We start from the raw sequence: 13,435 nt of genomic DNA, 5'->3' as shown, positions 1-13,435 counted from the left end.
TATTTTTACACGCATATTATCCATCTTGCAGAGGCACAGTTTTAATCTCATCAACACAAAATATTTGAATGGAACTCGACAAAAAGGAAGCGGAAGTCGTTAACCGGGCGATTCAGGCCTGGGAAGATGATGCGCGTATTTCAAAAGAACTAGCGACGGAGCTTCGCAGCAGTTACAGTGTCAGAAATGCAAATGTGGATGCGATCGCTATTTACGCATTGATTTCCGCGGTGTCGTGCGGGTTGCTGGCATTCGGGGCATTGGTACTGGATGAAAAATGGATCGAGCTGCTGCGCAAACGCTGGGGCTTTTCGGAGAACATCGTCGGGATACTTTTTACTTTCGTCGCAGGCCTTTTTGTGTACCTCGCCAAACGGCGCATGAACAGTTCGAGGGGCGCGAAGGCGAGCAATGAGGTTTATAATATCGCCATCATCCTGACGGTCGCGATTGCGATCACCTACTGGACGCGCGGATTACTCGACGGGCCGGGCAATTATGCGTTACCATTGCTATTCGCGGCCATTGCTTACGGAGGCGTCGCCATTTTTCTGCGATCGACTTTGCTTTGGGTTACGGCCATTATCGCACTTGCGGGCTGGTGGGGTGCGCAGACGCATTACTGGTCGGGAGGTAGCTTCCGTTTCTTAGGCATGAATTACCCGCTACGCATGACGGTTTTCGGACTTGTGATCTGGGCTTTCTCCTTTGTGGTCGGACAAATCCGTTCGCTCGCATTTTTGAAAGACGTTACTTACACCGTCGGATTGTTCCTGTTCCTGGTCGCCGGCTGGACACTTTCGATTTTTGGCAATTATGCCGATTATGAAGGCTGGAAGGCGCTCAAACAAAGTCATTTCTGGTTCTGGGCGCTGAGCTTTACACTCGTACTCGCCGGAATGCTCTATTATGCATTTCAATACAAGCAGGAAACACTGCGCGATTTGTGCTTGGTTTTCTTCCTGCTCAATATTTATACCCGCTATTTCGAATATTTCTGGGATCGCACCAATGCGGGGATTTTCTTTGCGTTGCTCGCGTTATCCTTCTGGTTTGTGGCCAAAAAAGCCGAGCAATGGCGAGGTAAAACTGCCGCATGACCCATTTATTTTCAGTACAATAACAATATCATGAGCAATATCAGACCGATCCGTGGCGAAGAACTGGACCTTATTCATTTCCTGCTTGAAAAACTAAACCTGGACCCGATCGATTTCCCGGTTTCGGAAATGGTGGATGAATATGAAGGTGGAAAAATGGGAAGTATCAGTCTCGGCGGCGATGTAAATGGCTATGCAGGTGACCTTATCCAGGCCGAGTACGTCGATATCGACGACACACCAGTGGTGATCACTTTAACGCAGGATACAAATGGCCAACTGCTCGACCTCGATTTCTGGAAAGTGGATTTCACCAAACTACTGGAGTACCCTACTCCCGACAAGCTGATATTCGGTAAAACGCCCGAAGAATGAGCTGCTAATCCTCTTCGTAATCCAGCTCCTTACCGTACGTTTCCTCCATACGCCAGAGCGAAAGCAACGCCAGCGAAAAGCATATAGCGCCCACAATCGCGCCCGAATGCAGTACGCCGGAATCCTTTTTCAGGAATTGGAATAACGGCAGTGTAAGTAGCACGGTTGCCCGCACGTTGTTCGCCACCGATGTGGTAACAGTCGCACGGAGGTTGGTACCGAATTGCTCGGCTGTGGTGGTAAGGAACATGGCAATGTAGCCGATCGAGAAGCCCAGCCACACATAGCAAATATATAATGTGGTTGCATTATTGATCCCACCAGACAACAACCAGGCTACGCCAGCCAGCGTCATCAGCATCATCAGCAAAATGGCTTTCCTGCGCGAATGCAGCCATTGGCTCAGGATCCCGCTGAAAAAGTCGCCCGTGACCACGCCTATGTATGTATACAACACGCATGTGCCCGCCTGGACCTCTTCCGCAATGCCCAGCGCCTTCGCGAACTCGTTCCCGAATGTCGAGTAAATACCAATGACCATGTAGGTAGGCAGGCCGATTCCCATACAGCGCATATAACGCACAAACCGCGACCAGCTCGTGAAGATTGTCCACCACGGTACGGGCTTGGATCCCCTTTTTTCAAGACTTTTATTGAAAACAATGGATTCCAGCACGTTTACACGCAGGATCAGCAATATCAGCCCCATCCCACCGCCGATGAAGTAGGCCATGCGCCAGTCGGTGAGTTTCACTGCAAAGAATGCGGCGATAGCACCTGCGAGGCCCACACTAGCTACTACCGACGCTCCATAACCGCGCAGTTCTTTGGGCAGAATTTCGGCGATCAACGTAATGCCGGCCCCTAATTCTCCGGCCAGACCAAAACCGGCGATAAACCGGAGAATGGAATAAATTTCAACGTTTTGGGTAAAGCCACAGGCGATATTGGCGAGGGAATAGGTCAATATTGAGCCGAACAAGACAGAACGCCGACCGAGCTTGTCGCCCAATATCCCCCACAGAAACCCGCCGATGAGCAGCCCGGCCTGCTGCCAGTTGTAAATGTTCGCGCCGATCTGCGAGATTTCCTCCTCCGAAAGCCCCAGGTCTTTCAGGCTGGGAACGCGCACGATGTTGAAAAGCAGCAAATCATAAACATCCACGAAATAGCCCAGCGAGGCTACGATAACGGGCAATGTGAAAACGGCGCTGAGTTTGGGCTGAACAGGAGTGACGGCGGTCATAGGGGTGTTTTCGTTTATTCTTCAAAAGGCTTGCGGCGCATTGATTTAACGGCGGCGTTGCGCTGCTTGGCTTTCAATCTTTCCAGCTTAGAAGCTATTGTGGGCTTGGTTGCTTTGCGGTCTTTCTCTACCGTAAGCGCCTGACGGATAAGCCTGTCGAATTTCTCGACTACCTTTTCCTTGTTGGCCAGCTGCGAGCGCTCCGTTTGGTGGTATAATACGAGCACTTTACCGTTCGTTAATCGGTTGGATAATTTTTCGGTCAGCTTTTGCTTGTCCTCGCCGGTCAGGAATTGCGAATTCGGAATATCAAAACGCAGTTCTACCTTTGTTTCGACCTTATTCACATTTTGCCCTCCCTTACCACCGCTCCGGGCTGTCTGAAAGACGAGTTCGGGATGCAGGATTTCAGGATCAATCATTTGAAATGGAAGTTTTGTTAACACGTGTTAATGTCCGGCGGGACCATTAAACCAGAATCTAAAAGTAACGTCCAAGAATCGATTTTTAAACAACAGGAAAACAATTAACACATAAAGCAATGGGCACCATGCGTACACTAAGAATAATCGGCCTGTTCATTTTCATGTTTGTCGGCGTTTCAGTGTCCAACAAAACCGAGGCACAGCCCGGTTTCAGGATCACATTCGAAACTTTTTACGACGAGCTTGCCCCTTACGGCCGCTGGATGCGTAATCCGCAGTATGGTTCCGTCTGGATCCCCGACGTTCCCCGTGGGTTCCAGCCCTACTCCACCGCGGGTTACTGGGAGCAAACCGAATACGGAAATACCTGGGTTTCGGAATACGACTGGGGTTGGGCACCGTTCCACTATGGCCGCTGGTCGTATGACGACTATTATGGCTGGTTTTGGGTACCCGATTACGAATGGGGACCTGCGTGGGTAAACTGGCGCTCTGGTGGCGGCTACTACGGCTGGGCACCACTGGGACCTGGGGTAAATATCAATGTTTCCATTAATATCCCGTCGTTCTGGTGGGTATTCATACCGCAGCGTTACGTCCTGAGCCCAAGCTGGCATTCGTACTGCGCTCCGCAACGACGCATTTCGCATTACTACAATAATACGGTTGTCATCAACAACTATTACCGCAATAACAACCGCACGTATGTATACGGACCGCGCCGTGACGAGATTGAACGGATCACCCGCAGAAGCGTGCCTATCCGTACGATCGACGCCAGCCCGAGAGGCCGCGGACGGGTGATCATCGCCGACCGTGGAAACGGCCGCTACGACTACGGAACCCGCGACCATGACCGAGGAGGCCGCGTTATCGACGCCAACCCTCGCACTGACCGTAGCAACCGTAACGACGATAATCGCATTGAACCGGGTGATAATTCAAGACGTGGCTCGCGCAACCCGTATGAAGAGCGCAACGGCCGCTACGAACGCAACCGTGACGCGATAGAAAACCGTAACGATCGCTACGAAACACCGAATCCGGGGCGCAATGACCGTTATGAAGCGCCAAACCGCTCCGGTCGTGACCGTGACTATGGCAACCCAGGCAATAGCCCTGAACGTAACCGCGACAATGGCAACCCGGGCAATAGCCCTGAGCGTAACCGCGATTTCGGCAACCGTGCGGAGCGCGTGGAGCGCCCGAACATCGAACGTCCCGAAAGACAAGAACGCAATAACAGGTCATACGAACCGGCGCCACGTGTAGAACGCCAGGAAAGAAGTGCACCGGAGCCACGCAGCAACGACCGTGGTAACCGTGGTGGCGACAACGGAGGAGGCAACCGCGGCGGCGGCGACAATGGCAACCACGGTGGTGGTTCCAGCGAACGCAGCGGCAGAGGACCAAGATAATTTCAACCCTTAACATAAAAACAACCCGGCGGGATAGTAGTATTTTCCGTCGGGTTGTTTTTGTTTATGAAGACTTTCGATTTACGCTTCGAAAACAGATAAAAATGTTATTTTTAGCCTGATCCCCCAACCCACGGCATTGAATGGAAATACAATTTGACATTGAGTTCAAGGAGAGTGCACCCAAGTACATGCAGATTATCAAATCGCTGTTGCAGGCGATTAGTAAAGGAAAGCTGAAACGAGGCGACAAGATCCCTTCCATTAACCAGTTGAGTGAGGAATACCTGCTTTCCCGCGATACCGTCGAAAAGGCTTACAAGCACCTCATCAAGGACGGCGTGCTGATTTCAGTTCGCGGAAAAGGCTATTTCATCAACCGCGTTGACATCGAAACATCACTTCGTATCCTGTTGGTATTCAACAAAATAAGTAATTACAAGAAGCAGGTTTACAATGCATTTGTGGAGAATATCGGCCGTAACGTGAACGTCGACCTGCATATTCATCACTCCAACACCAATATTTTCAAAAACCTGATCAAGAACAGCCTGGGCGAATACGATTATTACGTGATCATGCCCCATTTCTACGAAGAGATGGATGAGGCGATCGAAACGCTGAAAATGATCCCGCCGGAGAAACTGATTTTGCTCGACAAGGACATTGAGTTCCCGACCAAAAAGCATTCAGCCGTTTACCAGAACTTCGAGAAGGATATTGTGCACGCGCTGAACGAGGCGGTGGATTTGCTGAAAGTTTATAAAAAGCTGGTCCTCATTTTCCCGACGATGATCCGCTATCCGAAGGAGATCCTCAAAGGCTTCCGCATTTTTTGCATTCAGCACGAGTTTGAGCATGAGATCATGTATGATTTTCATGAAAACAGCACGGCGGTGAAGGATACTGCTTATGTAGTAATCGAGGAAAACGACCTGGTCAATCTGATCAAGCAATGCAAACAGCAGCAGCTAGTCGTGGGTAAAGATGTGGGTATTATCTCCTATAATGAGACACCTTTAAAAGAGATCCTGCTCGACGGCATTACCACCATTTCCACCGACCATGAGCAAATGGGTAAAACCGCGGCAGAGATTATCAAGGAAGGAAAAAGGGCGCTGGTCAAAAACCCGTTTACTTTGATCCGGCGAAAATCACTTTGATGAAGATGTCAGTCTGAATGTCCCAATTGTCACACTGAGCGAAGTCGAAGTGCATGTACTAGGGATTCCCGTACGGACTGTCTTCGACTTCGCTCAGACTGACATTTTACTTTACTGTAACATTTTTTATTATAAACCTGTCGCTACGGTCAGTTTGCCGCGTTCGTTCAGCAATTCGTTGCGGACGCCGAGGTGACGGTACAAACCGATCGGATCCAGTGAGCCGCCGCTCAGGCGCATAGCCTCGCGTACGAGCGGGCGCACATCCGTGCGGAAAGCATTCTGCAATATCTGCTGGGCCAGTACCACGTCGTTTGCGTTGCGGGCCTGTTCCAGTTTCTTTCTGTCTACGAGCAATGCCTGTGCCTGGGCAATCAGGATCGCCTCTACCGATTGCAGCAAGTCTTCCAACGGATCTTTCACATTATGGCTGGCGTCGATCATCCAGGCGTATGTATCACTGGCCCGATTAGCGCGTTTCATGCCTTCTACCAGCTCTACGAAGATCAGGAACAACTGGTACGGGCGAATAGCGCCCACGGTGAGGTCGTCATCACCGTATTTGGAATCGTTGAAATGGAAACCTGCGAGGCGGCCTTCCATCATCAATGTTGCTACAATCTGCTCGATGTTTGCATTCGGTAAATGGTGTCCCAGGTCCACGAGTACATCCGCTTTCGGGCCGAGTTTCTGGCAGAAAAGCAGCGAGCTGCCCCAATCCTGGATCACGGTCGAATAGAAATTAGGCTCGTAGGCTTTGTATTCCACATAAACCTTCCAGTCGTCGGGCAATGCGGCGTAGATTTCCTGCAAAGATTCGAGCGTATTCTGGAATGCTTTTACAAAGTTCGACTGGCCGGGGAAGCAGGAGCCGTCCGACAACCAGATCGACAATGCTTTCGAACCCAGGTTCACACCGTGTTTAATCACCTCGATATTGTGCTCTACCGCCTGCTTACGCACCTTCGCGTCCACGTGCGAGAGCGAACCGAACTTATAGGAAAGCTCCTGGTCCTTCTGATCCTGGAATGTGTTGGAATTGACGGCATCGAATTTTAAATCCAGCGAAGTCGCCAGATCGATGATCGGCTGTGCTGCGCCGGGAATATCCCAGGGAATATGCAATGAAATGGAGCCGCTCGAACGGTTCAATGCGTGCAGCAGGCCTACATCTTCTATTTTTTCTTCCAATGAACGCGGCTCGCCCACGCCTGAGAAACGTCCAAAGCGCGTGCCGCCGGTGCCTAATGCCCAGCTCGGGATCGCCACCTGAAATGCTTCCAGCGACTTTACAATGTCCTTTGCATGGATCCCCTGCTCGCCCAGCTGCTCTTGCAGGAAGATAAACTGGTTGTTATGCCGCGAAAACAGGCTGTCGTTATGCTGGTCGATGTGATATTGTTCAATTTTCATCTGGATAGAATTAAAAAGACTTGGCAAGTCGTAACAACCCACCAAGTCTGATTTAACATATTTTGATCATTATCTCAGGAATGCCGCAGGAACACCGCCGTCGACGTTGATCACGTTTCCGGTGCTTTTGTTGAGCAAGCCGCTCACGAAAATGTATACGCCGTTTGCAATGTCGTCCGTATGGATTTCCGCATTCAATACGGTTCTTTTCGCATAGTAAGCCGGCAGTTCTTCTACTTTGATGCCGTATGCTTTGGCACGACCGGCAGCCCAGCCGCTTTCCCAGATTTTACTTCCCGCGATTACCGCATCAGGGTTCACCACGTTCACGCGGATTTTATCCGGACCGAGCTCCGCAGCCAGAAGGCGTGACATATGTTGCTGAGCAGCCTTGGCCGTTCCGTAAGCCACGTTGTTCGGGCCGGAAACGATACCATTCTTGCTCGCGATGTTGATGATATCACCGCCCAGGCCTTGTTGGCGCATGATCGCTACCGACTCCTGCGATACCAGGAACTGGCCTTTTACCAATACATCCTGCAAAATATCCCAGTCTTTGATAGTCGTATCCGCCAATGGTTTCGAGATCGACAAACCTGCGCAGTTTACCACGATATCCAAACCACCGTATTTTAATTTAGTAGCATGCAATGCGGCCTTAATCGCCTCATCGTCGAGCACGTTCGCTACGGTTGTGTCGGAGAAATCCTTGCCGAATTTCGCATCGAATTCCGCTTTGGTTTCCGCCAATGCTTTTTCATCGATATCCGAAATCACTACGCAAGCGCCTTCCTGCAACAGTTTCTGTGCGATAGCCTTACCGATACCGCCCGAGCCGCCGGTTACGAACGCCACTTTGCGGGATACCGATTTTTCTTTCGGCATACGCTGCAATTTTGCTTCTTCCAGCAACCAGTACTCGATATCGAATGCTTCCTGCTCAGGCAGTGAAACGTAAGAAGAGATCGCCTCAGCACCTTTCATTACATTAATTGCATTGATATAAAACTCCGCTGCAACGCGCGCAGTTTGCTTGTCTTTCGCGAATGAGAACATACCCACACCTGGCAACAGGATGATCACCGGGTTCGGGTCACGCACTGCGGGGCTGTTGGAGTGCTTGCAACGCTCGTAGTAAGCGATGTAATCCGCACGATATGCTTCAAACTGCGGACGGATGTGATCCAGGATTTCGGCGTCGGCCGCTTCGAGTTTCTCGAATGGCAGATCCAGTACCAACGGGCGGATTTTCGTGCGCAGGAAGTGGTCGGGGCAGCTGGTACCGAGCGGCGCCAGTTTGTCCAGGTCATTACTTGCGATGAATTCCAATACCCGCTCGTCGTCGGTAAAGTGACCGATCATCGCCTGTTGCTCGGAAGCCAGTCCGCGCAAATAAGGCGCCAGCTTGCCTGCGATGGAAGCGCGGCGTTCTTTCGGCTCACTTTCCAGGCGTGCGCCACCGAAAACAGGGCGCTTTTTGCCATAGTTTTCAGCCAGATATTCCGAAGCTCTTTCGATTGTATCGAGCGTATTAATATAAGACTCGTAAGCTGTATCGCCCCAGGTGAACAATCCGTGACCGCCCAAAACGATACCGCGAATGCCCGGGTTGTCGTTTAATGCCTGTTCCAGTTGCAGACCGAGATCGAAACCGGGACGCTGCCAAGGTACCCACGCCAGCTCGCCGTTGAACAATTCTTTCGTAATAGCCTCGCCTTCTTTCGATGCAGCGATCGCGATCAATGCATCAGGGTGCAGGTGATCGATGTGCTTGAAAGGAAGCAAACCGTGCAGCGGCGTATCGATAGACGGCGCTTTCGATTTCAGGTCATAAATGCAGTGGTTGAAGAGCTCTACCATTTCATCTTCGAATTCCAGCCCGCGGTAGATATTTTTCAGACTGTGCAGGCGGTCAACATAAAGACCGGCCAGTCCGCTTCTTGTTAAAGTACCAATATCGCCACCTGATCCCTTGATCCACATTACCTCGACAGGGTTGCCTGTCAGCGGATCTTTTTCAATGGTTTTACAGCTCGTGTTTCCACCAGCATAGTTGGTCAGGCGTAGATCGGCACCCAACAGATTTGAACGGTACAGAAGGAGTGCAACCTGATCATCACCCAGGGAAGCGGCTTTCTCTTCATCCCATAAATAGCTTACGTACCTGTACTGGCTTACTTTAGAACTGCTCATATTTGTTTCCTGATTATTTATCATTTTTGAGGTAAAAGTTCTTCTTTCCTGAAAGTATTTTAACAGATTAATACTACTCTGAACGTATGTGCAAGATTAGGAAACTTAGCAATGCACACCGTCCTGTTGTATCCTGCATGTTGAAATAAATTGAGAATTAATGTGAGATTTGGAAGTTTCAATATAAAACAAATGGTCTGAACCATGTTTGTAACAGTTCAGACCACGAAAAGAAAAAATAACCTTACTACCCTATCGCTTTATTAGCAATTTCTTTGCGACATCGCCGATTTTGATGGTGTAAATGCCTTCTTTCAAATTTTTCACATCCAGCTTACCACCCGACAATTTCGCACCCTTCATCACTGGTGCACCAGTTGAAGTAAATACCGACACCAACTCGTTTTCCGCCGCGCCTTCAACTGTCAGCTCGGTCTGCGCCGGATTCGGATACATTTTGATTACACCCTTAGCGGCCTTCACCGCAATCACTTTCGAATATTCAAACTTCCCGTCATAATCCAGTTGTTTCAACCGGTAATAGCCTATTGTGAGTGGATTCAGGTCGGTAAAGTGATAAAACTGATTTTCCTTGCTATCACCGCTTCCATCGACGAAGCCGATTTTTTCAAAGGTCCGCGCGTCCGCGCTGCGTTCAATTTCGAAGCCTTTATTGTTGGTTTCGGATGTGGTTTTCCAGGTGAGTTCATTTCCGTTGCTCATTCGGCGGGCGTCAAATTTCACCAGCGTTACAGGTAAACGAACAACCTTATAGTTCACACTTTGCAATGTCAGCAAAGGCAGTAGGCTATTGGTAACCACAACATGGTAAGTCGCTTCGTCCGCGGCCGAAAAGGTCGGGTCGCCTACTTTGGTTACCTGCAACGCATTATTCTTATACCAGCGATAGGTATTGTTGGCAGGCGTTCCGCCTACATTGACCGACAATGTGGCCGGATAACCCATCGTAGCGGCGGTCGGCGTTCCGTTGACGACCATAGGAACGGCGGCCTGCCATGAGTATCCGTTCAATTTCGTGACACTTTGCTCCAATCCTGCAAAAGTGAATTTGTTCCAGATCAGACTAACTCTGAAAGAAGCAGGCAAGGCCGACAAATCCGGAAGCGGTCCCGATAACTGATTATCGAACAAGTTGAGTTCGACCAGGTCTGGAATAGTAGTAAGTTCAACGGGCACAATACCAGAAAATTGATTTTGACCTAATCCCAGTTTTTGAAGATTCACCAGATTGCCCAGGAAGGAAGGTATGCCGCCCGACAATTTGTTTTGATCAAGATATAATTCCCGCAACTCCGTCAGATTGGTGAAACTGGCCGGTATAGAGCCACTTATGTTGTTACCTATCAATTGCAGATAGCGAAGATTCACCAGATTCCCTATTTCCGAAGGAATGGCATCAATGTTCCGATCGATACTACGATTCCCAGCGATCACCAGACGCGTCAGCTTGGTAAGTGAGCCAATTTCTGTTGGAATGTTGCTACCGATCAAAGAACCCAGCTCCAACGTCTCGAGGTTCGACAGATTTCCTATCTGGCCGGTAATGGATGTCGTATACACAAGCCCTGCCATGTACAGGTGCTTTATCTTGGTCCATTGGTAAATCACATCCGGAAACTTTATGTTCAGGCCAGACCACGGTCCATACTGACCTATGACACAGGTTTCCAGATTAACAAGATTTGCGAATTCGGCTGGATAATCCCCCGAAGTGTCCATTCTCAACTCTTTCAACTTGATAAGACTACCTATGACGGAGACATTTGTCCACCCGAGTGCATTCCCACCAATATTGAGGTATTCAAGATTCGTCAGATTTCCCAATGCTGTCGGCAGTTCTCCGACCAAAGGATAAGACTCTTCGCCCGAACCTTGTAGATTGAGGTAGGTTAATGCTGACAGATTACCGATTTCGGGCGCAATAGGTCCGTGTACCTGAAACATGGATAAATCCAACCTTGTAACACGCCCGCCCTCGCAGGTAACACCGGTCCAGCCGCAAGGGCTGTCACCCGGCGAGCCCGGGACATTCCAGCCGGTGATATCGTTAAAATTAGGCACGTCGTACACATCATCATAACCCGTCGACGTAGCGGTGTAAATAGCCACCAGCGCCAAACGGTCGCTTTCAAGTGATTGCGCGAAAATTTGGGTAGAAAATAGTACCGCGATGCAGGAGAGTAGTATTGTTTTCATAACTAACAATTAATCCAGTTTTCCAATAAATCATCTGTTGATCAACACTTTACCACCTTCACTTCCGACCTTTATCGTGTATAATCCAGGTTTCAGAGATCGGATCGAAACCGGTTTGCCGGTGGTAACTTTCGTGGCCATGACAACTCGCCCGGCACTATTTAAAAAATGCAGATCTTGCTCTCCGTCAATGCCGGAGACCATCAGGTTATCCTGCGCGGGATTGGGGTAAATTTTAAAGACAACTTGATCTCCTTTAACCCGGATGATTTTCGAATACTCGAATTTCCCGTCGTAATCCAATTGCTTCAACCGGTAATAACTGATTGCAAGTGGCGACAGATCCGTAAAATGGTACGATTGGTTCTCTTTTGTATCTCCGCTCCCATCTACAAAACCGATCTTCTCAAACGTCCGCGCATCCGCGCTGCGTTCTATTTCGAAGCCTTTGTTGTTGGTTTCCTCTGCCGTTTTCCAGGTGAGTTTGGTTTGGTTGTTTTCGGATTTGCCCTCAAAAGAAACGAGTATTACCGGGAGTTTAATAGTCGTGTAGGTCCTTGTCATTAATTTCAAACCCGTTACAATGCTGTTCGTAACTTCCACCCGGTAAATACCTTCACCATCAAGTGGAAGCAAAGCATTGCCAACCTGCGTCAGGATCAGTACATTATTCTTGAACAGTTGATAGGTATTGTTAGCAACCGTGCCTCCGGCGGTTGTTACCCTCATATGTGACGCTATACAACCGACACATAAAGGTCCTTCCAAATACGCGTCGATCTGCGCTTGCGGCGAATATTGATCAAGCCGGGTGATATTGGTCTCCATACCGGCAAAAGTGAATGCATTATTGGAAAGGTTAACCAGTCCTGATACAGGTATATTGGAAAGGTCCGGTATCGGCCCGTTGAATGCATTATATGTCAGATTCAACACAGTCAGATTGGGCAAACTACTGATACCCGACGGAATAACACCATCAAAATTTGCGCTGTTTATGACTATCTTATTCAGCTTGGTAAGGTTGCCAATTCCCTCGGGCAGCCGTCCAGCGAAGTAGCTATCATGCAGTTCCAGTTCTTCGAGATTTAACAGGTTGCTCAAAAATGTAAAATCACCCAGGCCGTCATAGCGACTGATATACAATCGTTTTAGTTTCGACAAATTACCGAGCTGCTGCGGAAGTGCGTTCATAAAGCCATTGGCATTGAGCTCCAAAACTTCCAGATTCGAAAAACTGCCAATAGCAGCCGGGAATTCACCTTTTACCCAACCCTGGAAATACAATTCCTTCAATTTGGGCAGAACCGAGAGGAACGACGGAAAGGAAAAATCAGAGAATCCACCCATAGGATCACCCGACCCCAGGTATAAAGTTTCCAGGTCGACAAGATTGGTAAAATTGGCAGGAACTTCGCCAGTCGGAGTCAGAGACAACCCTTTCAACTTGGTAAGATTTCCAATCACTCCGAGGCTGGTCTTTTCAAACGCCTGGTCAGCGATATACAGGTATTCCAGGTTCGTCAGATTTCCTAATTCAACCGGCAGGTTCCCGGTCAGATTCCCCATCCACGTCCCCGTTTTCGAAAGATCCAGGGTAGTTAAAGCCGTAAGATTACCTACGTCAGACACAAGCTCTCCTTCTAACAGCAACTCTTTTAAAACTAATTTTGTCACGCGCCCTCCTTCGCAGGTAACCCCGTACCAGCCGCAGGGGCTGTCACCAGTATTACCGGGTACCGCCCAATTAGACAGCTCCGGATAATTTGCGCCCGCAAAACCATTATAAAGGGCTACCAGGGCCAAACGGTCGTTCTCCAACGTCTGGCCAAAAGATTTGAATGAAATGAATAAAAGAGCCAATAAAAGTTTACGCATGGCTATC

At 49.3% G+C, this 13,435-nt stretch carries 10 protein-coding genes; 4 read left to right on the top strand and 6 right to left on the bottom strand.

Annotated features, from left to right (window positions below; translation table 11 throughout):
• Window positions 1-68 precede the first annotated feature (68 nt).
• Together CLV60_RS23145 and CLV60_RS23140 are read left to right on the top strand one after the other, a co-directional pair.
• Window positions 69-1,100, top strand: a complete 1,032-nt coding sequence (locus tag CLV60_RS23145; protein ID WP_106597764.1) for a hypothetical protein — start codon at window positions 69-71, stop codon at window positions 1,098-1,100.
• Between the two features lie 30 nt (window positions 1,101-1,130).
• The gene (locus CLV60_RS23140; RefSeq protein WP_106597763.1) at window positions 1,131-1,475 is read left to right on the top strand and encodes a DUF6984 family protein; all 345 of its coding nucleotides are present in this window, start codon (window positions 1,131-1,133) and stop codon (window positions 1,473-1,475) included.
• A 4-nt stretch (window positions 1,476-1,479) separates the two neighbouring features.
• Here the strand turns inward: CLV60_RS23140 and CLV60_RS23135 are convergent, their stop codons facing one another.
• Window positions 1,480-2,721 (bottom strand): MFS transporter, encoded by a 1,242-nt coding sequence (locus CLV60_RS23135; protein WP_106597762.1) that lies wholly within the window; start codon window positions 2,719-2,721, stop codon window positions 1,480-1,482.
• A 14-nt stretch (window positions 2,722-2,735) separates the two neighbouring features.
• Window positions 2,736-3,143 (bottom strand): alternative ribosome rescue aminoacyl-tRNA hydrolase ArfB, encoded by a 408-nt coding sequence (arfB, locus tag CLV60_RS23130; protein WP_106597761.1) that lies wholly within the window; start codon window positions 3,141-3,143, stop codon window positions 2,736-2,738.
• A 128-nt stretch (window positions 3,144-3,271) separates the two neighbouring features.
• Between arfB and CLV60_RS23125 the strand changes: the two genes are divergently transcribed.
• Window positions 3,272-4,564 (top strand): DUF6600 domain-containing protein, encoded by a 1,293-nt coding sequence (locus CLV60_RS23125; protein ID WP_229211099.1) that lies wholly within the window; start codon window positions 3,272-3,274, stop codon window positions 4,562-4,564.
• A gap of 143 nt (window positions 4,565-4,707) precedes the next feature.
• Window positions 4,708-5,727 carry a GntR family transcriptional regulator gene (locus CLV60_RS23120; RefSeq protein ID WP_106597759.1) on the top strand — a complete coding sequence of 340 codons (1,020 nt, stop codon included), beginning with the start codon at window positions 4,708-4,710 and terminating at the stop codon, window positions 5,725-5,727.
• A 129-nt stretch (window positions 5,728-5,856) separates the two neighbouring features.
• Here the strand turns inward: CLV60_RS23120 and CLV60_RS23115 are convergent, their stop codons facing one another.
• The 4 genes from CLV60_RS23115 to CLV60_RS23100 form a co-directional block, all read right to left on the bottom strand.
• Entirely contained in the window at window positions 5,857-7,140 is a 1,284-nt protein-coding gene (locus tag CLV60_RS23115; RefSeq protein WP_106597758.1) for a sugar isomerase, read from the bottom strand.
• Between the two features lie 69 nt (window positions 7,141-7,209).
• On the bottom strand, window positions 7,210-9,333 hold the full coding sequence (locus tag CLV60_RS23110) for a bifunctional aldolase/short-chain dehydrogenase (RefSeq protein WP_106597913.1): 2,124 nt from the start codon (window positions 9,331-9,333) through the stop codon (window positions 7,210-7,212).
• Between the two features lie 252 nt (window positions 9,334-9,585).
• Window positions 9,586-11,550 (bottom strand): T9SS type A sorting domain-containing protein, encoded by a 1,965-nt coding sequence (locus CLV60_RS23105; protein ID WP_106597757.1) that lies wholly within the window; start codon window positions 11,548-11,550, stop codon window positions 9,586-9,588.
• 30 nt (window positions 11,551-11,580) lie between these two features.
• On the bottom strand, window positions 11,581-13,428 hold the full coding sequence (locus CLV60_RS23100; RefSeq protein ID WP_106597756.1) for a T9SS type A sorting domain-containing protein: 1,848 nt from the start codon (window positions 13,426-13,428) through the stop codon (window positions 11,581-11,583).
• Window positions 13,429-13,435 lie beyond the last annotated feature (7 nt).

This window comes from Dyadobacter jiangsuensis (assembly GCF_003014695.1).
GTDB classification, from domain to species: domain Bacteria; phylum Bacteroidota; class Bacteroidia; order Cytophagales; family Spirosomataceae; genus Dyadobacter; species Dyadobacter jiangsuensis.
The sequence above is the reverse complement of the archived record's forward strand: the minus strand, read 5'-3'. Positions and strand labels throughout refer to the sequence as shown.